This window comes from Komarekiella delphini-convector SJRDD-AB1, from assembly GCF_014831675.1.
Taxonomy (GTDB): domain Bacteria; phylum Cyanobacteriota; class Cyanobacteriia; order Cyanobacteriales; family Nostocaceae; genus Komarekiella.
The window spans coordinates 58,423-84,691 of sequence record NZ_VJXY01000008.1; the positions used below are offsets into that span (position 1 = coordinate 58,423).

At 40.9% G+C, this 26,269-nt stretch carries 23 protein-coding genes and 1 pseudogene; 15 read left to right on the top strand and 9 right to left on the bottom strand.

The window, feature by feature from the left end:
- The first annotated feature begins 138 nt into the window (after positions 1 to 138).
- The 3 genes from FNW02_RS09695 (at position 139) to FNW02_RS09705 (ending at position 2,782) form a co-directional block, all read left to right on the top strand.
- Positions 139 to 834: a LabA-like NYN domain-containing protein gene (locus tag FNW02_RS09695; protein WP_191757338.1), complete on the top strand. Its 696-nt coding sequence runs from the start codon at positions 139 to 141 to the stop codon at positions 832 to 834.
- Positions 835 to 953: 119 nt separating this feature from the next.
- A complete protein-coding gene (locus tag FNW02_RS09700; RefSeq protein WP_191757339.1) occupies positions 954 to 1,664 on the top strand; it encodes a response regulator transcription factor in 711 nt (236 codons plus the stop codon).
- 5 nt (positions 1,665 to 1,669) lie between these two features.
- Positions 1,670 to 2,782 carry a sensor histidine kinase gene (locus FNW02_RS09705; RefSeq protein ID WP_191757340.1) on the top strand — a complete coding sequence of 371 codons (1,113 nt, stop codon included), beginning with the start codon at positions 1,670 to 1,672 and terminating at the stop codon, positions 2,780 to 2,782.
- A gap of 2 nt (positions 2,783 to 2,784) precedes the next feature.
- Here FNW02_RS09705 and FNW02_RS09710 read toward each other — a convergent pair whose 3' ends face one another.
- Positions 2,785 to 3,528: a class I SAM-dependent methyltransferase gene (locus FNW02_RS09710; RefSeq protein ID WP_191757341.1), complete on the bottom strand. Its 744-nt coding sequence runs from the start codon at positions 3,526 to 3,528 to the stop codon at positions 2,785 to 2,787.
- A gap of 1,363 nt (positions 3,529 to 4,891) precedes the next feature.
- Between FNW02_RS09710 and FNW02_RS09715 the strand changes: the two genes are divergently transcribed.
- Positions 4,892 to 5,212: a hypothetical protein gene (locus FNW02_RS09715; protein WP_191757342.1), complete on the top strand. Its 321-nt coding sequence runs from the start codon at positions 4,892 to 4,894 to the stop codon at positions 5,210 to 5,212.
- A 134-nt stretch (positions 5,213 to 5,346) separates the two neighbouring features.
- On the opposite strand, the gene nifH is transcribed toward FNW02_RS09715, so the two are convergent.
- The 3 genes from nifH to FNW02_RS09725 all read right to left on the bottom strand — a co-directional run bounded on the left by nifH (position 5,347) and on the right by FNW02_RS09725 (position 9,648).
- Positions 5,347 to 6,252 carry a nitrogenase iron protein gene (gene nifH, locus FNW02_RS09720; RefSeq protein WP_191757343.1) on the bottom strand — a complete coding sequence of 302 codons (906 nt, stop codon included), beginning with the start codon at positions 6,250 to 6,252 and terminating at the stop codon, positions 5,347 to 5,349.
- Positions 6,253 to 6,746: 494 nt separating this feature from the next.
- Positions 6,747 to 6,911: a substrate-binding domain-containing protein gene (locus tag FNW02_RS40105; protein WP_431356802.1), complete on the bottom strand. Its 165-nt coding sequence runs from the start codon at positions 6,909 to 6,911 to the stop codon at positions 6,747 to 6,749.
- 547 nt (positions 6,912 to 7,458) lie between these two features.
- Entirely contained in the window at positions 7,459 to 9,648 is a 2,190-nt protein-coding gene (locus FNW02_RS09725; RefSeq protein WP_191757344.1) for a recombinase family protein, read from the bottom strand.
- Between the two features lie 78 nt (positions 9,649 to 9,726).
- Here FNW02_RS09725 and FNW02_RS09730 point away from each other — a divergent pair, with 78 nt between their 5' ends.
- The 3 genes from FNW02_RS09730 to FNW02_RS09745 all read left to right on the top strand — a co-directional run bounded on the left by FNW02_RS09730 (position 9,727) and on the right by FNW02_RS09745 (position 13,051).
- Positions 9,727 to 11,049: a proton extrusion protein PcxA gene (locus FNW02_RS09730; RefSeq protein WP_191757345.1), complete on the top strand. Its 1,323-nt coding sequence runs from the start codon at positions 9,727 to 9,729 to the stop codon at positions 11,047 to 11,049.
- Positions 11,050 to 11,102: 53 nt separating this feature from the next.
- Positions 11,103 to 12,398, top strand: coding sequence for a murein transglycosylase A (mltA, locus tag FNW02_RS09735; RefSeq protein ID WP_191757346.1), 1,296 nt, complete (start codon positions 11,103 to 11,105; stop codon positions 12,396 to 12,398).
- A gap of 230 nt (positions 12,399 to 12,628) precedes the next feature.
- On the top strand, positions 12,629 to 13,051 hold the full coding sequence (locus FNW02_RS09745; RefSeq protein WP_191757347.1) for a hypothetical protein: 423 nt from the start codon (positions 12,629 to 12,631) through the stop codon (positions 13,049 to 13,051).
- A 70-nt stretch (positions 13,052 to 13,121) separates the two neighbouring features.
- Here the strand turns inward: FNW02_RS09745 and FNW02_RS09750 are convergent, their stop codons facing one another.
- From FNW02_RS09750 to FNW02_RS09760, 3 genes are all read right to left on the bottom strand, one after another.
- Positions 13,122 to 13,808, bottom strand: a complete 687-nt coding sequence (locus tag FNW02_RS09750; RefSeq protein ID WP_191757348.1) for a polysaccharide deacetylase family protein — start codon at positions 13,806 to 13,808, stop codon at positions 13,122 to 13,124.
- Between the two features lie 136 nt (positions 13,809 to 13,944).
- Positions 13,945 to 14,271: a helix-turn-helix domain-containing protein gene (locus FNW02_RS09755; protein ID WP_191757349.1), complete on the bottom strand. Its 327-nt coding sequence runs from the start codon at positions 14,269 to 14,271 to the stop codon at positions 13,945 to 13,947.
- Entirely contained in the window at positions 14,268 to 14,642 is a 375-nt protein-coding gene (locus tag FNW02_RS09760) for a type II toxin-antitoxin system RelE/ParE family toxin (protein WP_191757350.1), read from the bottom strand. The genes FNW02_RS09755 and FNW02_RS09760 overlap by 4 nt, the downstream gene beginning before the upstream one ends.
- 179 nt (positions 14,643 to 14,821) lie before the next feature.
- On the opposite strand from FNW02_RS09760, the gene FNW02_RS09765 reads away from it, so the two are divergent.
- Positions 14,822 to 15,670, top strand: coding sequence for an RnfABCDGE type electron transport complex subunit D (locus FNW02_RS09765; RefSeq protein WP_191757351.1), 849 nt, complete (start codon positions 14,822 to 14,824; stop codon positions 15,668 to 15,670).
- 48 nt (positions 15,671 to 15,718) lie between these two features.
- Positions 15,719 to 17,086: a DUF2330 domain-containing protein gene (locus tag FNW02_RS09770; protein ID WP_191757352.1), complete on the top strand. Its 1,368-nt coding sequence runs from the start codon at positions 15,719 to 15,721 to the stop codon at positions 17,084 to 17,086.
- A gap of 94 nt (positions 17,087 to 17,180) precedes the next feature.
- Here the strand turns inward: FNW02_RS09770 and FNW02_RS09775 are convergent, their stop codons facing one another.
- Positions 17,181 to 18,188 carry a tetratricopeptide repeat protein gene (locus tag FNW02_RS09775; RefSeq protein ID WP_191757353.1) on the bottom strand — a complete coding sequence of 336 codons (1,008 nt, stop codon included), beginning with the start codon at positions 18,186 to 18,188 and terminating at the stop codon, positions 17,181 to 17,183.
- Positions 18,189 to 18,232: 44 nt separating this feature from the next.
- Here FNW02_RS09775 and FNW02_RS40110 point away from each other — a divergent pair.
- From FNW02_RS40110 to FNW02_RS09800, 4 genes and pseudogenes are all read left to right on the top strand, one after another.
- Positions 18,233 to 18,565, top strand: a pseudogene (locus tag FNW02_RS40110) (AAA-like domain-containing protein).
- A 393-nt stretch (positions 18,566 to 18,958) separates the two neighbouring features.
- Positions 18,959 to 19,609, top strand: coding sequence for a sigma-70 family RNA polymerase sigma factor (locus FNW02_RS09790; protein ID WP_191757355.1), 651 nt, complete (start codon positions 18,959 to 18,961; stop codon positions 19,607 to 19,609).
- 300 nt (positions 19,610 to 19,909) lie between these two features.
- Positions 19,910 to 22,543, top strand: a complete 2,634-nt coding sequence (locus tag FNW02_RS09795) for a CHAT domain-containing protein (RefSeq protein ID WP_191757356.1) — start codon at positions 19,910 to 19,912, stop codon at positions 22,541 to 22,543.
- Positions 22,544 to 22,696: 153 nt separating this feature from the next.
- Positions 22,697 to 23,383: a protein kinase family protein gene (locus tag FNW02_RS09800; RefSeq protein ID WP_191757357.1), complete on the top strand. Its 687-nt coding sequence runs from the start codon at positions 22,697 to 22,699 to the stop codon at positions 23,381 to 23,383.
- Between the two features lie 166 nt (positions 23,384 to 23,549).
- On the opposite strand, the gene FNW02_RS09805 is transcribed toward FNW02_RS09800, so the two are convergent.
- Positions 23,550 to 24,509 (bottom strand): orange carotenoid protein N-terminal domain-containing protein, encoded by a 960-nt coding sequence (locus FNW02_RS09805; protein WP_191757358.1) that lies wholly within the window; start codon positions 24,507 to 24,509, stop codon positions 23,550 to 23,552.
- Positions 24,510 to 24,994: 485 nt separating this feature from the next.
- Here FNW02_RS09805 and FNW02_RS38535 point away from each other — a divergent pair, with 485 nt between their 5' ends.
- Entirely contained in the window at positions 24,995 to 25,186 is a 192-nt protein-coding gene (locus FNW02_RS38535; protein WP_225225552.1) for a hypothetical protein, read from the top strand.
- A gap of 78 nt (positions 25,187 to 25,264) precedes the next feature.
- Positions 25,265 to 26,212: a DUF1822 family protein gene (locus FNW02_RS09810; protein WP_191757359.1), complete on the top strand. Its 948-nt coding sequence runs from the start codon at positions 25,265 to 25,267 to the stop codon at positions 26,210 to 26,212.
- The last annotated feature ends 57 nt before the right edge of the window (positions 26,213 to 26,269 follow it).

A 26,269-nucleotide genomic window follows, 5' to 3' on the forward strand; every position in this document is an offset into this window, starting at 1 on the left:
TTCTATGCAGTATAAACTAGTTAAGTTTATTTGCATTTACTGACTTACGTTAATTTCCTGATAGGTTATAAATCAGTGTTAACTATACTATCGCTAATTTAACCAAAATTTTTCTAACTTTAAAATCCAGAGGTATAAATGGCTATTACTAATTCTAACAAACAAACAGATGAATTTAATGAATATAAAGTGCTCAGAGATAAACCCCATTGGCCAGGGCAACCTATAATTGATACTGCTATCAAAGGTCGAGATACCAAGATGCCAGATACTACAATTGATAGTTCTATTTTTAATGGTTTAAATCGTGGTCGAGTCGCTATTTTTATTGATGGCTTAAACTTACTGCATACAGCTTTGCAACTCGGTATTGAAATTGATTATCTTAAATTACTTTGTCGTTTAACTAACAGTTCTCGACTGCTGCGGGCTTTTTTCTATATTGGAGTTGATTTCACCAATGAAAAGCAGCAGGGTTTTCTATTGTGGATGCGGCGTCATGGCTATCGTGTAGTTACCAAAGATATAGTTTTGCTAGCAGATAATCTCAAAAAACCAAATTTGAATATAGAAATTGCTGTAGATATGATAAATTTGGCTCCCTACTATGATACTGCGGTTTTAGTTAGTGGAGATGGCGATCTAGCCTATGCTGTAAACGCTGTCAGCAGAATGGGTGATCGAGTAGAAGTAGTGAGTCTACGAACAATGACCAGCGACAGCTTAATTGATGTTGCTGATTGCTTTATTGACCTAGATAGTATTAAAAAACATATTCAAAAAGACTCTAATCTAGGCTATAGTTATCGAGCATCATCAAATTCAAATTTTTAAATTGAAATTTAAAATCCATCGCAGTCTACACTAAAATACTGCAAAAGCCTTAATAGGTTTCTGGAGTAAAATTGCAAACCAGGAAATTATTCTGTGTATTTTGCTCAGTTCTAAATTAGATGGATATTTTAATAGTTGAAGACGAACCAGAGATTGCTCATTTAATCCAACTTTCTCTAGAAAAAGAAGGATTTTTCTGTCGCATTAGCCGCGATGGCATGAATGCTTTGCAGATGTTTCAGGAGCAACAACCTGATTTAATCATCCTAGATTTAATGATTCCTGGTTTGGATGGGTTGGAAGTTTGTGCCAGAATTCGTCAAAAACCAGGTGCAAAAGATCCTTACATTTTGATGCTCACGGCTAAAGGTGAAGAAATTGATCGCGTTATTGGCTTGTCTACTGGTGCTGATGATTACATGGTCAAGCCCTTTAGTCCTAGAGAGTTGGTAGCTAGGGTGCGGGCACTATTGCGGCGTAGCCTCCGCCAAGGAGGACAATATCAGGTCAATCGTACCCAACACTTTATAGTGGATGTAGACCAGCACACTGCTAGTCGCCAAATAAATTCTCAGCAACCAGAAATTCTAGACTTAACTACTCTAGAATTTAACTTGCTAAGCACTTTTGTCAGCAATCCGGGTCGAGTTTGGAACCGCACCCAATTAATTGACAAACTTTGGGGAGATAACTTTTTTGGTGATGAGCGTGTGGTGGATACTCATGTAGCTCGACTGCGAAAAAAGATTGAACCTGACCCTGCAAATCCTACTTTTATTAAAACTATTGTTGGGGTGGGTTATAAGTTTGAAGATTCCCTAGTAGTGTGAGCCTCATGAAGATGGGCCTGCGTTGGACGAAGTCCTTACCTTTGGCATCTCGCCTATTTTTCTCCCACTTAGTAGTAATGATGGTGGGGGTAGCTAGTCTGGTGATTATTAGCAAAGTTTCTTCTCCGCGTTTGTTTGTCCTACATTTGCAACGACTAGAAAATCGGGGATTTAACTTAATTGCTGTCCGTACTGAATTGGTTACAGGATTTGAACTTGCATGGCGGCGAAGCACTATTTGGTCAGTTTTAGCCGGTACAACCGCAGCCGGAGGGCTGAGCTACTGGGTATCCAGACGTATTATGCAGCGGTTAACGGAGATGGAACAAATCACCCAAAAATTTGCTGCTGGTCAGATGGATGCACGACTACCTCTATCTAATATTCCAGAACTCAATAGACTAGGTGCTAGTTTTAACCGGATGGCAGCCAGTTTAGAAGGAGTGGAAGCGCGGCGGCGGGAACTAATTGGAGATATGACCCATGAACTACGGACACCGCTTACAGTTGTGCGTGGTTACTTAGAAGAACTGGCTGATGGGGAAATTGAAGCGTCTCCTGAGATTTATCGGCGCTTAGCAAAAGAAACTAAGCGCTTAGAGCGGTTGGTAAACGATTTACAAGAACTTTCTAAGGCAGAAGCAGGCTATTTGCCAATTAAGATACAGCGAGTAAATCTGCGTCCTTTATTAGAGTCATTAGTGGAGAAATTTAGCGACCAGCTATTAGAAGATGGGCCAGTTATGCGTTTGGAATGTCCATCTGTGCTGCCTTCTGTGTTGGCAGATATTGACCGCACAGAACAGATACTAGTTAATCTGCTTGGTAATGCAGTGCGTTATACTACCAAGGGTTCAATTACTATTCGCACTTGGACAGAAGCATCTAAACTCTGGATTGCGGTTGTTGATACAGGTATTGGTATTGCCCCAGAGAGTTTACCACATGTATTTGAGCGCTTCTGGCGAGCTGACCGATCGCGCGATCGCCATTCTGGAGGAACCGGCATTGGTTTAACTATCTCCCGTCGCTTGATTGAACTGCAAGGCGGTCAAATTCACGTAGAAAGCAAGTTGGGAGTTGGCAGTACATTTAAGTTTTTTCTGCCTTTAGCTTGAGTTTAACTTTTAATCGCTGCGGGGGAGGCAATAAATGTCCAACTCGCCATGTATGTTCCAACAAATATACTGGAATAATCAGCACTGCTATCAGCAACAAACCAGTCAGGAATCGCCTTCTGCTGTTGAACTTTCTTTTCCAAGCCGACCTGTATGGAAATATTTTCGTGAACTATCTTTGCCTTAGCAACTTCCAGCATTTTTTCTACTGACTTTTGCAGCCACTCTGCTCGAACAAATAGACTATGAGATGGATGATTACCATAGCAAAAAGGCACAATAATCACGAGATATCCGTTATCACTTAATATTTTATCCAAACAGAATTGAATAATTTCTTGATCATCTTTTTTTTCTTGAGTTTCTTTATCAACGCTGTGAAACAGTAAGCCTGCTAGCACTACTGCATGAAATTTTTGATTTTCATTAGCAAGCTCAGACAGAAAAAGCGATAAATCTTTGGCAATAAAGTTTCTATTTGGGTAGAGTTTTAAACATTGTTCAATAGCTAATTCACTGTGATCGACTCCAAGGTAGTCACATCGAGCAGGTAGATATTTGCTTAAAGCCCCATTACCGCATCCTAAATCCAATAAAGAGAATGACTTTTCTGGAAAAGCATTATCTAAAAAACCAGCTGCGGGCGTATATCGGGTAACATTTTCAGGCGCTTCAAAGTAAGAATAATAATCATCTTGGAAACGTTCTTCCTCAGATGTTTTGCGATCAGGAATCAAGTTTTTCATTAAAAAACCTCATTTGATTAAGATTGAGTGATTACTAAAGATGTTATTAGATAATATTGAGAACATACAAAAGTACATAGCGATATAGATATATAAGAATATATATATCTTTAATCCTTAATAAAAACTAATAAATAAAACTAGTATTCTATATACAAGCATATTTGTTGTTGTTAATTTTAAAAATATCTTTAAAGGTAGATTATAAATTCATCCTTATACAGGATGCTAACTGGTATTTCACTCATTGTTAAAGTGGTTTTTCAGATTTAGGACTAAAGTGGTTGCATCCACTCGGCTCTCGAATCGTAAACTTGCAATAGGTTGCCACTCAACTTTAACAGTGAACAGTAAACGGTAAACAGTAAACATAATTGGGTTTAAAGGAAACCACTAAGGGGGCGAGTACTTGCAACAATAACCCAAAACCGATTAGTGACAGGCGCTATCTGGCAGGTTTAAATCTCCCACCTGTTTACTGTTCACTGTTCACTGATTTAAAGGGGCGAGTACTTGCAACTGAACAACTAATAACCCAAAGCCGATTAGTGACAGGCGCTATCTGGCAGGTTTAATCTCCCACCTGTTTACTGTTTACTGTTTACTGTTCACTGTTCACTGATTTAAAGGGGCGAGTACTTGCAACTGAACAACTAATAACCCAAAACCGATTAGTGACAGGCGCTATTTGGCAGGTTTAATCTCCCACCTGTTTACTGTTTACTGTTCACTGTTCACTGATTTAAAGGGGCGAGTACTTGCAACTGAACAACTAATAACCCAAAACCGATTAGTGACAGGCGCTATCTGGCAGGTTTAAATCTCCCACCTGTTTACTGTTTACTGTTCACTGTTCACTGATTTAAGGCTTTGATTGCCTAACCACTACAACTACTCAATGTCTCTAATCTCTTTTTTGCCCAAAATCGAACATGGCTGAAGTGGCGATCGGCTGGCAAGAAAATTTTTGTTAAGTTAACCACGCCTTTTTATATGCCAAAGTTGTTCTAACGCTTTTTTTCAGAACCGTGGATAAAACTAAAGTGCAAATTTTGATGCTAAGTTACTTAAGCTGGGATAGAAGAATAGCAAAAAGTTGCGGTTTAGTAAATTGATCATCTCAAACTAATTTTAAAATTCCCTAATCTATGGTCAATAACAAGGCAGATTAGCGAAAAACTGTCATAAAATCAGTTGGAATCAGCTCTCTTCTGTTACCCTAAAGAATAAAAATAAACTCATAATTCTCAAAGACTCTCTAACTGATACACTATTCTTATGATAGGTAGCTAAAGTGTCATACTTAAAGTAACATCACAAGATAGTGTTCGCTTAATTAATACGTTATTAACGTGTATAAACTATGCAAGCTACTTCAAATCGAGTTCCAGATTTTGAAAAACTATTTAGAGAAAAATTACAACTCAATAATTGTAGGCTCAGAAAAAAAAGGAAAGAGAATAATTATGAAATAACTACTCCAGCTAAGGATATTTTTTTGATGTATTGGCATGAATTTCCAGAAATTAACTTGATATATCAGCCTATAGGGATACGCACAGAGCAAACTGTAGTTTATGAGCGAGCTATCCGCTCTCATATTAAATTTTGTTTGAGCAGTATCCAGGATCGCCCTTTGAATGACGAACTCCAGAGTTTATCGAGTTTGCAAGACGTTGGCTAAGAGTTATATGAAGAACGGGGAAAGGAACATTCTGTGCTTTTTCCCATATTCCGACTTCTGTAAAAAGTCTATTCTTGTACATAGCCTTTAACAACTGAAGTAAGGGTGGGCTGCTACCCACCCTAGAGTATTGCTTACTTGGTAGTACTTTCTGCTGGTACTTCGGTAGCTGTCTTGCCAATCAACATTGCGGCGTTTTCCTCACTTTCGAGGATACCGAATTCAATCAACAACTCTTCTAACTCTTCCATCTCGATGGGTGTGGGGATGGTGAGCTTGTCGTTACCGATGATTTTCGTAGCCAGTGTCCGATATTCGTTACTTTGATTGCTGTCAGGTGCGTACTCGTTTACTGTCATGCGGCGTAATTCAGCGTGCTGCACGATGTTATCACGAGGTACATAGTGAATCATTTGGGTGTTCAAGCGTTTTGCCAAGGTTTCGATCAGATCGATTTCTCGGTCAACGTTACGGCTATTACAAATCAGACCACCTAAGCGCACGCCGCCAGTGTGAGCATATTTCAGAACACCGCGAGCGATGTTGTTAGCTGCATACATCGCCATCATTTCACCGGATGTAACAATGTAGATTTCTTGGGCTTTACCTTCACGGATAGGCATAGCGAAACCACCACACACAACGTCACCCAACACGTCATAAGACACGAAGTCAACGTCTTTATATGCACCGTTTTCTTCTAAGAAGTTGATGGCGGTGATAATACCGCGGCCAGCGCAACCTACACCGGGTTCTGGGCCGCCAGACTCCACACAAAGGACGTTCCGAAAGCCAGTAAGCATCACTTCTTCGAGTTCTATGTCTTCCACAGCGCCTCGTTCAGCAGCTAATTGCAAAACGCTGGTTTGGGCTTTACTGTGTAGCATCAAACGGGTAGAGTCAGCTTTAGGGTCACAACCGACAATCAGAATACGTTGACCCATTTCTGCCATAGCAGCAAGGGTATTTTGTGAGGTGGTGGATTTACCGATACCGCCTTTACCGTAAAAAGCTATCTGTCTAATTTTATCGTCAGTCATGGTTGGTGTTTCCTACAATTTTTCTGTTGGTGGGTCTGAAGATTGAGGTAAGACGTTCACGCTTGGTAATATTGGCAAGCACATACCATTTGCTGGAGGCGATCAATCACAGCAAAAACAGTTAAAATCGCTGTAGCTTGTTTCCTGGAAGATAGCGTTCAGATTGCTTGGAGTCAATGCAGAGAAACTCTACATCTGTCGATAACGAAGCCTTTAAAACTTTGACTGAAGCATTGCCGTGTTGTAACAGAATCCCAATTGGTTGCTCAAACCTTAAGAGTGGTTACAGTAGGAATTTCAATTTACGCAGAGTTGTTTCCTTTAACCACACAACCAACCAAAATTGCAATCCACTCTAAATGGTCGCTATAACTTCCTCGATTTTGCTTGTGTCATAGTTGCCGAGAACTTCTAATTATTGATCGCAACCAATCAATATCCCCAAGTACTGAGCAACTGCTGTACTAGCGTTTATTGCAAGTATTCTTTGAGAATCAATCGGATTGTGACTGATGTAGGGGAATAAATTCCAGCCCAAAAGTGATAGATACAGATGTTGTGCTGATGCTTACATCAGCAACCTCTGATACTAAAACTTGGAAAACATCTTGGTGACTTTTGACAATATGGTTAAATTTCTGGATATTAAGGAACGACACCTATTTTTATTGAAGTTTTCGTTCCAAAAATATGCAACTGCTGAAACCTAGTTCGCGATTAAAAATGGTCGCTACCGCTTGCACTAAGTTATCAACAGTTTTGAATTTCTATCTGCTTCCCAGACTATACTAAGAGTCTTTCTTCCCAGACTCAAAGAGTGCTCGCATCTGGTAGGTAATGCTAGCTATAATTAGCCAACTCTTGCTGGCTCATACCCAGTCAAGTTCTGATTAACTTCAAGTTATTACCAAGCTTAATATCTTGCTTCATTTGGCTTTGTGTTTTCGCTACAAAAAATCATAGCGAATTGAAGTGGATTTACCAGAGCACAAGAAGCATATTAAGCTCGCTTCAGTTTTTTGAAGTTTTTGTGCTTTTACTTTTTTGATTCCTATAACAACCATAGCATAGATATCGCTAAATTATTTTACGATTCACAAAAGTTGCTTGCATTTGAAATCTACTTTTATTCTTAGCGAAATGAAACTATTTACTACCTGAAAAACCAGTTAAAAATGTGTTTAAGTTTGCTATATGTAAAATTAGTTAAGTAACAACAGCCTCAGAAACAACAGATACACAGGCGTTCACCAAAGGTAATAATGGCCCTAATTGCTCTTGACCATTAACAGCTAAATCGCTGTGACATAAATAAATTTTTTCAGATACACGAGATAGCAAATCTACCAAAATTCTTCGTAGTCGTTGTTCTTCTGCAAATTTCTCATCTTCTGCTGTCCAAGGTTCACCTAACCTTTCTTGCAAGAAAAACGGCGCACCAAACAATGTAGCCGCACCACCTTTTGCCCACAGGGGTGAACCAGCATCTAGCCAGAAATGCCAGCGATGAAATCGTCTACTAGAGCGGTATTGGAAAATTGTGGCTAAGGTGACAGCTTTTTTGGCTGTTCCGATGGGGCGTACAGGATAGGGGTTGGCGGTGATAGTACCACGCCGCAGTAGTTGAATGAATTCGTTAATAGTGGCGTGAGATGCTGTCTCTATGGGGTCAATTTGTCGTAATCGGGTGTCAATTTCCCAGTAGTGTTGGGCAGTTTCGAGCAACTCCCGCAGTGCTGCTAGTTGATCGTAGGGAAGATTACTACCATTCCACAAAAAGTGCTGAATTGCCCTGTCTAAAACGGAAATGGGGCTGGGAATTAGGCGGAGTTCTTGTTGCGATCGCTGTTTTTCTAGCCACTGCAATATGTCATTATAAGCTGTGGTAGCTGCATAGCCGATTCTATCCCAGCGCTCAAACGTTGATACTGGCAGTAAGTTGGGATAATCGGGATGAGGGACAAAGCAGTAATCGGCAATTAACCCAGCACGTACCGGATCAATCTTTGGGTGATGGGGTGAAGAATTATTTTTCTCCTCTTCTACTCTCCCACTCGCCCCCTCGCTTCCACTGAGTACCACGAGCATCTCAGCCACAGCATCCCGATCTACTAGGCGTCCTAAACCAGGATAAACTAGTGCCAGCATCGTTAATAAGGCGCGGATAACGGGTGAGGTAATCAGGGGACGCTGATCGTTAAGCGATTCTACGAGTATATTTTGCTTGACGAGGATTTCTACTAGGGTATAACGAGCGATCGCATCCAAACCAGGTGCAATAATCACTACTTGTTCTGGTTCAACTTGTCCAGAATTGATAGCATTAGCGATTACCTCTGCTGTTTGTCGCAACAGTTGGGCACGGGAGGTGGTTAGAATGGACTGCACCGCATTGGGTAAACTAAACAGTCCCATCGGTTCTGTGACTAATTCCACCATTGATGTTGCAAGTCTATCTGGAAGAGACTCTGAGGGTGAGTAGGTTAAAGTTTCTATACGACAACGCCCTGCTAATCCTTCTAGGTAGTTGGGATCTGCTCCTAATCCTAATCGCACTGCACCATCGGGATTGTAGCTAAACGCCCCGATTGCACCTTGATCTAAGAGTAAATCAAACAGGTGACGTGCTACGCCAGGATAATCATCTACATCATCCGCCAGTACCGCTTGATAGCGTTTAGTTAGGTGCTGTTGGTAATTGCGATCTTTTAATAAATGCTGACTATAGAGTTCGGTGATAATTCCATAAGTCAGAAAGCCCCTCTCTAAACACCAGTTACGCCAATCTAGCAGCAAAGACGCCAAAAATTCTGGCTTTAGATTGATGGCATTCTCCTGCAAACCCTTTTGCAAAATTTCGGCAATATCTTCGCAAGGCGTACCGCTGTAAGCTGCTAATTGCAATAAGTCCAGAATGCGACGTACCAAACGAGACTCATTAACTCCCGCTAGACGCAAAATTTCTTCGTCTAATTGGGAACGCCAGAGTTTGGTTGCCAATTCTTGCTCTGTTTCTGGACGCAATCTTACTGGAAATTGTGCTTTCAAGTTCAATGACTGAATCAGCAACGGCCAAAATAGAATAACTTCATCCTGAAAAAAACCTAGCGGTGTCTTAGCACGAACCGGATATTTTCCTAGGGTGTTTGTAACAATTTTATCTCCTAATTCTCTGCGATTGTCATCATTAGCAGCTAAGGCTAAAACTCCTGGTTCTGTTGGTCGAAGATACAAAAGTTTTGGTAGATGACCAGCTTTTTCCTGTCTTAGATTTTTAGTATAAAATGATTCAATATATTTGTTTTCAGTTTGCACCCAACTACAAAATTGCTCTACCAAACGAGCAGTCTTACCACTGCGGCTAGTACCAACAATCCAAACTGAATGAGAAACCACAAAACTTCTCCTTGTAGATTTGTTAATATACCTCGTGCGTTAACTTAGGGTTAAGAATCACCAAAACATGCTGGATGATTGTCTGCGATGAAAAACTCTGTTTTTAGCCAAAAAATCTATCATTTATTACTGCCTGCTTACCGTTGGTATTTACAGACACCAGAGCGTTCTCTAGATGAAGCTTACCAAGCGGCATTAAAGATTAAGGAGATAGAAAGTAAGCATTTCAATGGTAATAAAATAGATGTTGACTCAGCCATATACAGCAACAGCGTGATGGATTATTTTGAGTCAGACTTGAAAAAGCTATTAAAAATTTCCCGGATGAGGCTTACAGAGTTTAGAGCCAGTCGTTGGTTCTTAAACGAAGAAAACCAAAAAGCAGCTCAGAAAGCAGGCATAGAATATCCCAATGCTTCTTTAGTTCTCGAAAAGCTAAACTTCGTTGATCAAGTCATATCAAAATACACTGTATTTAATCAACCAACAACTTCTTCAACTTTAGTTAGTACTCCAGCTTTACCAGTTGAATCGACATCAATTGCTCCACCATTGACGCCAAAAAAAGTAGAGCAAAAAGTGGAGAAAAAGCCACGTCTAAAAGCCGATACATTGGGTATTTTACCTCGTTCAATTTTAAGTACTATTACTCGTTTACAAGTTGAATTAGATCCTAATTCTGAACAAGATGTAGTTCAAAACTTTCGTCAAACTCAAAGAAGAACAATAATATCTATTAGATTCATCTTATTGTTAATTATAGTACCACTTTTAACTCATCAGTTAGCAAAGATTTTTGTAGTAGGGCCACTTGTTGACAATTTTAGAGGCTCTGAGCAAGTACAAGTATTCCTCAATTTTGAGATGGAAGAAGAAGCTCTTAGAGAACTGCAAAGATTTGAAGAGAAAATCAAGTTTCAAAATCTTATTAGTAATGCACCTCCACTGAATCCTGAGCAAATTGAAACCGAAATGCAAGAGAAAGCTCGTGAGATTGCTGAGGAGTTTCGTGGCGAAAGTGCCAATGCAATCAAAAATGTTTTTTCTGATATTTTTTCTGTTGGTGCTTTTATCTGGCTTTTGCTAGTCAGCAAGTCTTCTATTGGGGTGATTAAAGATTTCTTTGATCATATTGTCTATGGTTTGAGTGATAGTGCTAAGGCATTTATTATCATTTTGTTCACTGATGTCTTTGTCGGATTTCACTCTCCTCATGGCTGGGAAGTAATTCTAGAAGGTTTATCGCGCCATTGGGGATTACCAGCTAATCGAGATTTTATCTTCTTATTTATTGCGACATTTCCAGTAATTTTAGATACCATTTTTAAATATTGGATATTCCGATATTTAAACCGTATATCACCTTCGGCAGTTGCCACTTACCGTAACATGAATGAATAATAAGATTGGGGACTGGGTAAGAATTTTCTTAATCTCTAATCTTTATTTTTTAGATGAAAAAGACATTTGCAGCGATCGCCATTAGCATACCCGTGATTCTAGCGGGTTTTCTGGTGCGTATGCAATCTTTAGCGCATCAGGAACTCAGTCCGCCAGAATGCCGTGTGGAAAAGTGGGACATACCAACATCTTTTTTTAATAGCCAAAATCAAGATGCGTCTATTCAAAAGTCAAAAGTACCACCGTCAGCAGTACTAATCCAGAGATTGCCAGTTACTTGTTGCCAAGGTGATGCTTCTTGTGTAGATGAGTTTATCTATGCAAAAGAAAATAATCAACTACCAGATAAAAAGGCATTATTGATAGCTATTGATCACAGTCTGCAATATCTACAAACAGCTAATGCTGTTGCTGCTTATCAAAGAGATCAAGTGACTGGAATTACACGCGATCGCGTGCTAAATAGTCTGAAAAGATTTCGGGAACTGCTAGTAAAAACTAACTCTGCAACAGAATTACATACAGCCATAGAAAGAGAGTTTGTCTTTTATCAATCAGTTGGACACGATACCAAAGGTGCGGTTTTGTTCACCGCCTACTATGAACCACTTTATGCAGCGAGTCGTTTTCCTACAGCAGAATATCGCTATCCTATCTATCGATTACCTGCTGATTTAGATTCCTGGCCTAAGCCTCATCCTACACGCCAAGAGTTAGAAGGAGCAGACGGTTTGCAAGGCGAAAAAGGCAACCTGCGGGGATTAGAGTTGTTTTGGTTTCGCGATCGCCTTGAGCCATATTTAGCTCAGATTCAGGGTTCTGCAAGAATTCAGCTAACTGATGGCACTCAAACAACAATAGGTTATGCCGGTAATACTGCTTATACTTATAAAAGCATTGGGCGAGAACTAGCGAACGATGGCAAATTGCCTTTAGAAGGTATGACTATGCCAATTATTCTCGACTATTTCCAGAAGTATCCCCAAGACTTAAATATTTATATTCCGCGCGATCGCAGCTTTGTTTTTTTTCAAGAAAATCATGGGAACCCAGCACAAGGTTCTATCAACGTACCAGTCACAGCAGAGCGTTCTATTGCTACAGATAAATCTCTCATGCCTCCTGGTGCTTTAGCCTTAATTCGTGCTTCTTTTCCTTTTGCTAATGCTACCGGAATAGAGCATCGGATTGTTAGTCGCTATGTTCTTGATCAAGATACTGGAGGGGCAATTAAAGGTGCAGGTAGAGTAGATTATTTTTTAGGTACTGGTAAGGTGGCAGGCGATCGCGCTGGTGTTACAGTCAGCAATGGACAATTATTTTATCTGTTACTCAAGCCTAAGAATTAAAGCTACTTTAAGTCCTGAGTTTTAATTTTTAACTTTAAGAAGCTGTTGTTACTAAACAAAGTTTCGTTATTAACTCCGGCTGGCAACCGTCTGACATTTAGTGTTAGTGCGATCGCTCATCAAAGCAATTAAATCATTTTTCTTACCTTCATTTGCTAAAATATTGCAAATTCCATAAGTCATAAGATATCTTTTACAACAAGAAGAACTACAACTTTACTTGCTTAGATATGAGCCATTTTCTGACACTTGTGATTGTTGATCACACAGAACCAAACCTAAGCAAAAAGGCTGAAGAATTGATGATGCCATACTTTGAAGCAGATGAAGATAATCCATCTTCGCAAGCAAAATGTGACGGATTTGTGATTGGTGGTCGATATGATGGCATCATTTCGGATAAGGAGCAGCATTACAATCTCAACCCCGAAGAATTTCAACGTCGATACGGACTAGATGTTGTGCAATCAGAAGACAATATTCGCCCTATCTCTACCCTAGTGCCTGATTTAGTTTCATACGCTATCGTTACTCCTGATGGAAAGTGGCATGATTGTCAAGGAAAGTCCAGTGAAGAATGGTTACAAGAGTTCCGAAGTCTTTTACACCAACATCAAGAAAAGATGGTGGCTGCAATTGATTGTCATTGTTGATTGAAGTTTCTATTCTTGCTTGGAACTGTACTTAATTTGACTTTGGGAGTGAGATTAGCTCTCAAATGCTTTACCACAGAGGCTTGGTTGTACCTTGCTGCCATAGGGTATCAACAGTCACAAATTCATAACCTTGTCGTAGTAGTTGAGGAATGAGGATTTTGATTGTGGCTGCAACATCTTGTCCACCGCAAGCACCATCATGTAAGACAATCATTGAACCGTTTTGTACCTGCTCAATAACTCGCTGCACTACTGTGTTAACGCCTGGTCTTACCCAGTCTTCTGGTACAACACTCCACATAACTGGGCGGTAATTCCACTGAAGAAATAATTTTAAAGTTGCAGGTGTAAATAAACCATTGGGGGGACGGACATCGCGCACTTGTTCAGGTTGTAGGTTGCAGGCATTGTAGATAGCAGCTTGAGTTTTTTCTAAACTATCCTTAAGGTCAAGCGGGGAGAGCATGGGAAAAGAGCGATGATCATAGCCATGCAATCCTATCCAGTGTCCCTGATCGCTGACTGCTTTAGCGATCGCTGGTGAACGGTTGACGCAAGCACCCAACCAAAAAAAACTGGCTTTAATGTTGTAACGGTCTAAAACTGCCAATACTTGGGGCGTGTACTGAGGATGAGGGCCATCATCAAATGTTAGTGCGATCATTTTGGAATTGCGATCGCCACCCCAAAGACAGTTGGGAAAAGTTGGTTGAAGAACACGGTAAAAAATCGGAAAAAAGGGCGCTAACTGCATCTTCGCTTTGAGATCTTGTTCTTGAACGTAAGCTTAGTTTTCTGTTTACGAGCAGTCTATGTGATTTTATTTTATTGTGACATTGATAAATCCTGGTTTGTTCTAAACTCAGACCCAAGATGGCTTCCATACTGCGCTATAGCGATATAACAGTTTCAGCAGATTGGCCCGGTGCATAACGAGGACGAAGATGTAAAGTGATTTCCGTATCGAGTCGCTTGAGGAAAATGAGGAGTTTGCCCTCGCTGAACCGTTGAAACTCTCCTTTCATCAAATGAGATACTTCTGGCTGGGGAATGCCAAGAAGCTCGCTGATTTGCCGCTGTTTCAGGTTGCGCTGAGAGAGGAGACGGAGTACCTGAATCCCTATCTTGCCCCGCATAAAAAGTTCCGAAGCCTCTGACAAACCGAGGTCAGCGAATACGTTGCCACTGCTTTCTTCAAAAACGGGTTCCTGTGTCATTGTTGTTTCTCCCTTGCCACTGCGTCCTTATAGCGTTGTTTAATCAGGTCAATATCAGCTTGTGGTGTTTTAATCCCCTGCTTTGATTTCTTCTGAAAAGCGTGCAGAACATAGATTTTCTCTCCAATCTTTACCGCATAGACTGCCCTGTAAGTATCGGTATCGTAGCGTTTGACGATTTCATACACGCCACTTCCAACCCCTTTAAAAAGCTTGGCATCCATTGGTGTTTCCCCTGCTTGCACCAATTGCAGCGCATAACCTACTGATGCACGCACCTCTTCAGGAAATAAGCGGATATTTTTGAGAGAGTCTCCCATCCAAACCAGAGGTCGTAAAGGAATTTCTGTAATATCCTTATCATCGTCCATTTTATATGAAATTTACTATAAAAGTAAGTCATACATATAGCATGAAATGTCCCGTGCGCTACCTGCTTTGTAAGTTTTATTTCCAGTTTTGTAACAAAATCTGTAACAACAACATCGTTTTAGCTTTTACTCGTCTAGATTGATGACAAATCTCAGGGAAATCTCGGAATTATGGGGTAATGCTGCTTAAAGATATACGCGATTATCAAATTCTATTTTTGGGCTTGTTTTTGGTCTTGGGAATTAGTACAAGAGACTGGACGCTGCGACCAGAGTTGATTGGGGTGGCGATCGCCACTTGTTTAGCAACGCAATGGATATTGTCATTAGTCACTGGCAAAGAACAAATGATGAATCTTCGCAGCGCTTTAATTACTTCTCTGGGACTCAGCTTGCTTTTGCGGGCAGATCATTGGACAACAATGGCAATCGCCGCAGCAAGTGCGATCGCCAGCAAATTTCTTTTCCAAGTTGGTGAGAAGCATTTCTTCAATCCAGCCAATTTTGGTATCATCTGTGCCTTAGTTCTGACGCCCGATGCTTGGGTTTCGCCGGGACAGTGGGGCGAGGAGTGGTGGTATGGACTGTTATTTGCTGGAACTGGCGGGATGATTTTGCAGCGAGTTGGTCGCTGGGACACCACAGCAGCTTTTTTGGGTGCGTATTCCTTGCTGGAGGCGATTCGCAATCTCTGGCTGGGTTGGACTTGGGACGTTTATTGGCATCGTCTAATGAGCGGGTCTTTGTTACTGTTTGCCCTATTTATGGTTACAGATCCCCGGTCTATCCCCAATGCCCGAATCGGGCGTGTAGTTTGGGCAATATGCATTGCCATCTGCACTTTTATTCTGCGGAATTATTTCTTTGTCCCCACCGCAGTTTTTTGGGCACTATTCGCTCTAGCCCCGTTGACTGTAATCCTAGATTTTTTCTGGTTGGACGCACGATTTTCTTGGTCAAAGGAGAGAGAAGGAGCAGGGGAAGCAGAGGAGGACAAGGGGAATAAATTACTGATTCTTGACCCTTGACTCTTGACTTTTGACTTTTGAATCACCACTTATTCATAGAGGTATAAAATGAAGCTTTTTCGAGTCTTAATGTCATTATTACTGGCGGTTGTAGCTGTGCTGTGCTTTACGCCCGCAGCTTGGGCATTTTGTGGATTTTATGTAGCTAAAGCTGATACGAAACTGTATAACAAAGCTTCTCAGGTGGCGATCGCGCGGGATGGCGATCGCACTGTCCTAACGATGGCCAACGACTTCCAAGGCGAGGTCAAAGATTTTGCGATGGTGATACCTGTTCCGACGGTGTTAGAAAAAGAGCAAGTTCGCATTGCCCAACCCAAAATTATCGAACGCTTGGATGCTTTTAGTGCGCCGCGATTGGTGGAGTATTTTGACTCTGACCCCTGCGAGCCAGCTTATGATCGGGTAATGCAAGCAGCACCAGCACCAACCGCAGCAGCAGAAAGAGGGCGTACGAGGGGCGATGCCAGCTTAGGTGTTACAGTCGAAGCACGTTTCAACGTCGGCGAATACGACATTTTGATCCTGAGTGCAAAAGAATCTGGTGGACTAGAAACTTGGCTCAAACGCAACGGTTATAAAATTCCCAGAGGTGCAAAACAGTTACTTCAGCCTTACATCCGTTCCTCGATGAAGTTCTTTGTTGCCAAAGTCAATCTGGATAAATTCGAGCAATCTGGCTATCAATTCCTCCGTCCGCTGCAAATTTCTTATCAATCACCCAAGTTCATGCTGCCAATTCGTTTGGGCATGATCAATGCCAGTACCGAGCAGGATTTAATTGTCTATATCCTCTCGCCCAAAGGAGAGGCTGAAATCACTAACTATCGGACGGTAAAAATCCCTTCTAATACCAATATTCCTCTGTTTGTTAAAGATGAATTTGGTGAATTTTACAAATCCATGTTCCAAACTGCCTACACTAAAGAAGACCGGAAGGTCGGTTTTTTAGAATACGCTTGGGATATGGGTAATTGTGATCCTTGTTCTGCCGAGCCTTTGACTCAAGAAGAACTGAAGCAAGCAGGCGTATTTTGGCTGGATAATAATTCTAGTAATGTACCAATATCCTCCGGCTTTCGTGGTTCCTTGCCTACCAGTAATGTCTTCATCACTCGTCTACACATCCGCTATACCCGCGACAAATTCCCTGAAGATCCGACATTTCAACAAACCTCCAACCGTGAATCTTTCCAAGGGCGTTATATTCTACAACATCCGTTTACTGGGGAACTTCAATGTCAAGCAGGCAGAGAATACAAGCGGTCTTTGCCTAAGCGTTTTGAACAAGAGGCGCAAACTCTCGCTAAGTTAACTAACTGGAATATCCAAGACATTCGCAAAAAAATGAAGCTGAGTGTAGGTAATTTGACATATTCTTGGTGGGATAATTTATTGTCCTGGCTCAGATTATAGTTAGCTGAAAAGGAGTTGTGTGTAACGGCAACTAGATTATTCATTTTTTGCATAGATAATTTATGCCGTTACATATCCTGTAGTCCACAAAATCCTATATTTTATTGTGGCTAATTAAAGCTTCTAATTCCTTTTTTTGACTATCAATTAATACTATTGCTGGATGGTCTGGAGAAAATTCTTTGAGAAGTTGCGATCGCTCTATTTCAAACCCTTCTATTTTTTGATATGCAGCATTTGCTTTAAGACTTTTCAGTACAATTTTGTCTACTTGCGGTTGTGTGTTTTCTAATTGTTTATACAAATCATCAATTTGAGCGTCAAAATGCTGAATCGTTGGGTGTTGAGGTTCAAATCTTGCTAAATTTAGTGCTCGCTCGACTTCTACTTTGGCGATTGATTTTAAAATAGTACCAGTTGTAATCTGCGGTACTGAAATATCTACTCCCATGCTTGATAATTCATTTCTGACTTTATCCAACATTTCTTCATTTATAGTATCCATAGGGCCATTTCCGTAAACCCCATCTACATATTGCTGAAAAATCTTTTCTGCTACTTTGTAATCTGCGATCGCACTTTCTTTATTTCCTAAATCCCGGTACATATTTGCTCTGAAAAAGTATGCCTCAGCAGAAGAAGCACTTTCACTAATTACTTGAGTAAAATCTGAAATTGCTTTCTGTTTGTCACCCAACTTTTCGTAAGTCAAAGCCCTATTCCAGTAGGCAGGACTACTAAAACCCAATCTACCTGTATTTTGCCTAATTACTTCGGTATAGTCTGCCACTGCGGCTTTATAATTTCCAAGTTTCTTGTAAGCATTTGCACGATGATAGTAGGGTTCTTCAGCCTTGGAATTGAGCCTAATTGCCTGCGTGAAAGAAGAAACCGCAGCGAGTGAGTCTTTTTGGCAATCCTCTTGAAAGTGTCCCATGCCTATGAAGTCGGTTAGTATATTAAGATCTGGTGGCTTAAAAGTTTGGCAGTTATTAGAAGCATTAGAAGCTGGTATTTTTACAACTAATGGTAGCGACAAACCTAGTAGCATAATAGATGATATGTAAGCAAGTAAGGAAGGTATAGAGAAGGTAAATTTCATAATTATATAGTCTCGAAATATTTTCAGTTAGGTAAACGACGAGTATTTGGAAAAAACGGCGATTGTTAATTGTAGATTCTACAGAAGTTTATTGGCTTATTAATATTAATCAATCATGGTTTAATGTATAATTGTCTTGATTAGAGCATAAAAACATCTTAGATTTAGCCCAAAGACATTAACTAAACTCGGATAAAACCGAGGTTGAAAAATTAATGATGCTAGTGGATGGACATCCATTTCTAGTACGTCTTGCTATTTATAATGTAGCCAATATTAACATTATTTTAACACAAATACTACAAAATACTACAATATTAAATATTTATGCAGACAATTTACGCCGTCAAAGTTTAATTCTTACACCACAACCATAATTAACAAATGTGATGAAAAGTATAGTTTATGATGATTCTGCCAAATTATGACAGCAAATAAATTGAAATTACACAGTATTTAATTGGTAAATTTTCAATAAGATGGTATAATTATACGTCGTAATTTATATCGTCATTATCTGCAAATTCGTAATACTGTTGGCAAATTGATAGCGGGTCTATAACCCATCAACCATAATCCATCTGAAATTTCTTTAATTTCAACGCGTTTAAACGCATTTAAGCTATTAGCCCGCAAGATGAGTGCAGGGCGGGAAAGCAAAGCAAAATGAGGATAAGTAAAAAAATGTAGTATCGCGACGAAGGGTAATTTTTTTAGGGCATTGTTATACGTAATACTAAGATATTCTTGCTTTCTTCGCCAAGATTGCCATGGTTGAATTCGATGAACAGCTACGCTGCTTAGTTGCCAAAGCCTGTGGAAACCCACTCGGAAGCCCTCAGCGTCAAAAGCTGCTCACGCAAATTATTCGCTTGACAGCAGGTAGGCTCTGGAGGGAAAATACTCCCTATTATCAAGACGCACTACAACAAACTTGGTTATATTTCTGCCGCAACGTTTGTGAAGGGTTGACGGGTCAAATATATGACCCCACTTATGGTAGTGTTGTCACCTGGCTAAATGCTTACCTAAAACGCAGATTACAAGACTTTTATCTCAACCAGCACCGAGAACAAATTACAACCGTCCCGCTCCGGCTCCACCAGTCTAAATCGGGTGAAAATAGTGAAATCATTGACCCTATAGATAACTTACCTGCTACCCCCCAAGCACCTCCCATTTTGGAAAACTTGGAGATATGGGCTAAGACAGATGCGGATGGAGAACTGCGCCGTACTCACATAAAAGGGCATCCAGAGGTGAATTGTCAGGTGTTAATTCTCAAACGCCTACCCCCTGAAGTTAGCTGGAGAGAATTATCTGAGGAATTTAATCTCTCAATTCCGACATTAAGCAGTTTTTATCAGCGTCAGTGTCTACCGCGCTTACGGAAATTTGCTGAGTTAGAGGGTTTGTTATAAAAGTTAATTTTTGACACTTTTCATACCTGACGTCGGAAGCTGAGGTATTCAATAAGCATTGGCTCTGAAACTTTTACTAGTAATCCACTACACCAACGCCTGATGCGTGAATAAGTTCGTAGTCACGACTAAAGTCCTTAGCTTGAGCGCTAAAGCGCTCACTACGAACCAAACATTATGTTTAAAGTGAAAGTCTTTACCGCCATCAGTAGTGAGGGATACTAATGATTATTTTGGTAGCCCAAGCACCTACAGTCAATCTTGTGCCTTGCGGGTTATTACTTACCTCTTGCCATGCCCATGACTAAAACAACTAGGTTTTCTGGAGTGAATTATCTAAAAATTCACAGACAAAGAGTAAAAGGCAAGACTTTTGATTTTTTACGTTTGCCTTTGTACTTCTTAATTGCTTTACTGTGCATCCTTAGTTCGCCTGTGCTGGCAAACGTTCCAGGTGTGCTTAACTCCTCATCCCAACTGGTAATCAACAGTGTTACTAATACCTCTCCACTGCAACAGGGTAAAGTTTTATTCGATGCCGGCAACTTTGCCCAAGCGGTGAATGTATTGCAACAGGCAGCCCAGAAATATAAGCAGCAAGGGGATAAGCTTAGACTAGCAGCGACTTTGAGTAATCTTTCTTTAGCTTACCAGCAGCTCGGTGCATGGACTGAGGCACAGCAGGCAATTACAGACAGCTTGAATTTGCTCAAACAACAGGGTAAAAACCAAAATCTGCAAGTATTTGCCCAATCACTGGATATTCAAGGTCGTTTACAACTGGCAATGGGAAAGGTAGAGGCAGCTTTAGCAACTTGGGAGCAAACGGAAGAGGTTTACAAGCAAGCAAAAAATCAAAGCGGTATAATGCGATCGCAGATTAATCAAGCACAAGCGTGGCGAACTCAAGGGTTTTACCGCCGTGCAGTAGAAACACTGATAAAAGTCAATCAAACGTTACAATCTCAACCAGATTCTATAGCAAAGACAGTAGGATTGCGATCACTAGGTGATGCTCTCCAAGTAGCAGGGGAACTCGAAATGTCCCGCCAAGCCCTTGAGCAAAGTCTTGTGATTGCTCAACGACTACAATCAAACGCTGATATCGGCGCAAGTCTGTTCAGCTTAGGAAATAATACTCGTAATATCCGTACACAAGAGCAAAAACAACAGGCGATCGCTTATTATATACAAACAGAGAAAGTGTCCCCGTCGCCCCTGACAAGAGCTACGGCAAAACTAAATCGCCTCAGCCTACTCATCGAAGATAAACAATTAGCACAAGCCGAAACTCTATTACCATCAATTGAATCCCAACTAGAGCAACTCCCCCCTAGTCGTGCTGCTATCTACGCTAGGATTAATTTTGCACAAAGCCTGACGAAATTCCCCAGTAGAAATTCGGACTCGGCAATATTACTTGCCAAAGCTATTAAGCAATCCCGCAGTTTGGGCGACAAGCGGGCAGAAGCTTATGCCTTAAAGAGCTTGGGCGGCTTATACGAAGAAACCAAACAGTGGTCAGAGGCGCAAAAGCTCACCCAGCAAGGATTAATTCTCGCACAAACCAGCAACGCACGAGACATTATCTATACCTTAGAGTGGCAGTTAGGTAGATTGCTCTGGGCACAAAAAGATATTAATGGTGCGATCGCAGCGTATGATGCTGCTGTGGAAACTCTCCAGTATCTCCGCAGTGACTTAGTGGCAGTCAATCAAGACGTGCAATTTAACTTTCGAGATAGCGTCGAACCAGTCTATCGACAGTCAGTAGAGTTACTGCTGCAATCTCAGGGGACACAACCGGATATAAAAATATTAGAGAAAGCACGTCAGCGGATTGAAGCACTGCAATTGGCAGAATTAGATAACTTTTTTCGGGAAGCTTGTCTACAAGGTCAAAAAGTGCCGCTCGATCAAGTGGTACAAGATAACCCCACTGCTGCCATCCTTTATCCAATTATTCTTCCTAACGAACTCCAGGTAATTGTCAAAATTCCCAAACAACCCCTGCGGCATTACAACACCAAAATTCGTCAAGTAGAAGTAGAAAAAATTCTCACAGAACTGCGAAAAAGCCTGGTCAATCCCACTGCTAGCAAAGCTGTAGAAAATCAGTCGCAACAAGTTTATAACTGGTTGCTCCAACCTATTGAATCAGAATTACAAGCGAGTGGGGTGAATACCTTAGTGTTTGTGCTGGATGGAGCATTACGCAACTTACCAATGGCAGCTCTTTATGATGGTAAACAGTATTTAGTGGAAAAATATGCGATCGCTCTCAGCGTCGGTCTGCAACTCCTCGACCCCAAACCACTGGTACAAAAGCAGCTAAAAGCCTTAACTGCTGGGCTAACTCAGCCTCCAGCCAATTACCCCAACTATGCTCCTTTACCTGCTATCAAATCTGAATTCAACGGCATTACCGAAGCCGGCATATCGACAACCAGTCTCCTAGATGGGCAGTTCACCAGCAAAAAACTAGAAACCGAAATTAATACCGTTTCATTTAACGTAGTGCATTTAGCAACTCACGGTCAGTTTAGTTCCTTGGCTGAAAATACCTATATTTTGGCTGCTGATGGCCCAATCAAAGTCAAAAATTTTGATAGTTTCCTTCGTAGTCAGGATAAAACCAGAGTGGAACTATTAGTTTTAAGTGCTTGCCAAACAGCAGCAGGAGACAACCGTGCAGCACTCGGTTTAGCCGGGGCATCTGTACGAGCCGGTGCACGCAGTACTCTAGCATCCTTATGGCAGATTGATGATGAATCAACAGCTCTGTTTGTCAGTGCCTTTTATCAAGAACTTAAAGGTGGCAAAATTACCAAAGCTGAAGCTCTCCACCGTGCCCAGCTACAACTGTTGAAACATCCCAACTACAAAGCACCAAGCTTTTGGTCTGCCTATGTGCTGATTGGTAATTGGTTGTAACTGAAGTTCGGACTAATTAGAATTTTCTTCTGAAGTCATGCTTTGGCTTAAAGCAGGTTTTATGATGAATAGATCACATGTAGAGTGGGCATTACAATGCCTACCCTACTTGGAGGATACATGATGTAGTTTCTATGGGTAACTCCTGTATGTATGGATAAATTACACCTTCAGCACATGCTTGAAAGTATTTACCAAGAACTACTTCCTAGCTTACAAATTGAGAGTGTCAATCCCCATAACCCAGTAAAAGTAAACTATCTTCCTGAACCCTGGCGGCTTCTGGGTACGGGAAACTATGCTGCTGTGGTCTATCACCCCGACCATCCAGACCTAGTGGTGAAAATTTACGCACCTGGTCGCCCAGGTTTTGAGGAGGAAGTGGAGGTTTACCACCGCTTAGGTACTCATCCTGCTTTTTCGGAATGTTTCTATGCCAAAGAAGGCTTCTTAATTTTGAAGCGGCTGTATGGAGTTACTCTTTACAACTGTATGCACCTTGGTCTACGTATCCCCAAACAGGTTATACGAGACATTGATGCAGCTCTAGATTATGCCCGTCATCGCGGTCTTTACCCCCATGATATTCACGGTCGCAATGTCATGATGCATGAAGGTAGAGGATTAGTCGTAGATATCTCGGATTTTCTCGATGAACAGACATGCTCAAAGTGGAATAACTTGAAAAAAGCTTATTACTGGCTATATCTCCCTTTTTTGTATCCACTTCGGTTAAGAGTGCCGTACTTTGTTTTGGATATTGTCCGTAAGGGCTATCGTTTCGTGGCTTCGTTCAAATCATTCTGCCATCGATTATTTCAGATGTTACCTCATCGTTAATCTCTAAAGCGATCGCCTGATTTATTCAACTAAACTAATCTTTGAGAAATAGTTTTATTCCAAATGGCACGCCTGAAGTGTGCGTGCCATTCGGATAAGCACCTTTTCCCTTTATCCCTTACCCTTTTCCCATTCGCTAAAGTTACGAAGACGCGCTACTAGCGCACTATTTACGTACCAGGTTGAGCAGTTCTTTAGGAGATGCTAATAAGTCAATCGCCACAAAGTAAATTTGTCCTTGGGGGTCGAGTAAGAATCGCCAAGCAATGTTCATTCCCACGTTACCCCCAAACCAAGGAGTTTCGACCGTACCAGTAATTTTATGCTGTGTATAACCATCTTCTATACTTTCCGAGATGCCTTTTGTTGGTTTCATGACCAATCCCTGTCCTTCGTCTCGCAGATAGGCAGTGATAGCCTCTCGCCCAACAATCGGTTTTTGGAAAGGCGGTTGCAATGCACCGTTGTTAGCAAATAAAGCAACAGCAGCTTCAACATTATCTGCGTTCATCGCTGCAATGTATTTCAACACTGTTGGATCTGTTACCCCCTCAATAGGAAATTGAGGAAGTTGAGATGTGCGTGGGAATGTGAAGTTTATGACTTCTGCCTCCGTTGTAGAAGCCTGAGTCGGATCGAATCCCATGTCTACTACAGTATTTCTTAGTACAGTAATTTGCTGACTTTGATCGATTTTTTGGACTGCTTCTAGTACTGCTTTAACTTCACTTGACATTTGATAGCCGATTGGCATGGGAGCAACGATACCCTGTTTCATCCACTCTCCTAGCTGCCACCAAAAACCCAGCTTCGCATTGACACCAAAGTATGCATAAGAACGGCTGATAGGAGTGTCAGCATTGGTCGCAAGATCCCTCATTAATTGCGTTTGTTCTTCATGAGACATCCGCTTAATTTGGTTGAATATATCTTCCATCAATTGCAGATTTGCTTTTCCTGGAGCGGCGGGAGTAATTGTACGACCTAGTTCGGTATAGGCATACCAAAGAAATGCTAGTTTGTCGTCAATGTTGAGTTTGGCAAACATTGCTGTGGTGGCTGGAACTGCATCTGCCACTTGAGTATTAGAAAAAATGTTACGTGCAGACTCGATAGTGTAATTCATGCTTATTACCTCAGAGATTTACCTATGAATTGCTTGCTTTACAGCTACACTTTGCAGCTTGGGGGATAAATCTAGGGGATTTTTCCGGGATGACACAACCATCCCTAGATATCCAAGTTTGAGCCATCAACTATTCTGGTATAGTAGCTTGAAAACATTAACAAAAGACTAAGATTTATAAGATTTATCTGATGGATATCATTGATTGAAATGCATATCAATTATTTTTGAAGCTAAGTTGATATCCCAACAAAATTAAGTTTTTTAGCTTATTTGTATTCCTTAAGGAAGATAATTTTATAGAGCATCTATCTATATAGGTAAATAAATATAATTTTCTAAGTAATTACTGTAATAACAATACATTTTGCGGTGATTTCAAGCGATAAATGAATTTTATTTAGTCAATAAGAAATTAAAGTCCTTTAAGTTAAGGGTTTCAGATTTTTTGGATGAAAGTGACAAAGTAGTCAACAGAAGCAGTAATGAAACTCTCAGATTTTTGGTATTCAGAGTTGATATGTACTACTAGTAAAAATGCTAGTAGTATCAGCGCTAAGCGCTACGTGGGAGACTGGCAATTGGGTATTAGCGATCGCATACTGGTGTATACGAGAGTTGAGATTCAGAAAACTCTCCTAGTCTCCAGTCAATTGTCAGTTTTTTTTGATTATTAAAAGCTTTCTTTTGTGGCATAAATTTAGTGAATGTGAGCGATATATAGATAGCAGCATTGACCACTGGGGACTTAACGTATGAATAACATCACCTTTCAGCTAGACGATTCCGCAATAACTTTGCCGATTTCCCAAATAGCTCGCATAACTGCCCAGCAGTTTGCCAATCAGCAGCCAACTCTTGAAAAAGCAGAGCAAGTGCGGCTGAATACGCTAGCGGTATGGGTAGTGAATGACTACTTGCAGATGATGGAAATTCCTACTAACCTCCAAGCCAGTGACAGTTGGAACCCTGTCATGCGCCTCTGTGCAGATGTGGCTGATCTGGAGATATCCTCAGTTGGTCGTTTGGAGTGTCGCCCTGTACGTCTGGATCAGCAGACATGTAACATTCCTCCAGAAACCTGGGAAGAACGGGTAGGTTATTTAGTAGTTCAATTTGATGAATCGCTCCAAGAAGCAAGGCTACTGGGGTTTATCCCTAGAGTCACAACCGAAAAGCTGCCTTTGAGTCAATTGCAACCCCTAGAAGCGTTAATTGATCATTTAGCAACCCCATTTGTGAATTTGAGTCAGTGGTTTGCTGGGATATTTGAGACGGGCTGGCAAACTATTGAATCTTTATGGAATGTGCCGGAACTTAGACCAGCTTATGCCTTTCGCAGTACTGAAACCGTGGAAAAAAATGCCCTCAACCAGCCAGAAGCAGTAACTAGACGTGCAAAATTGATTGATTGGGGAATCCAAATTCTCAACCAGCCCGTCATGTTAATGGTGGAAATTACTCCCGAAACTGACCAACAAACCAGTATTCGTCTCCAGTTACACGCTACTGGTAATCAAATATATTTACCTCCAGGAGTGCAGCTTACTGTTCTTGATAGTTCAGGAGAAGTGTTTCTGGAAGCTCAAGCCAGAAAATCAGACAACTATATTCAGTTACAGTTTCGTGGCGCACCCACAGAGCAATTTAGCGTTAAAGTAGCATTGAATGATACCAGCATCACAGAGCATTTTATAATTTGAAGCATGTAAATTTCCAAGTTTGGTTTGGTAATTATTAACTGGTAATTGGTAATTCGG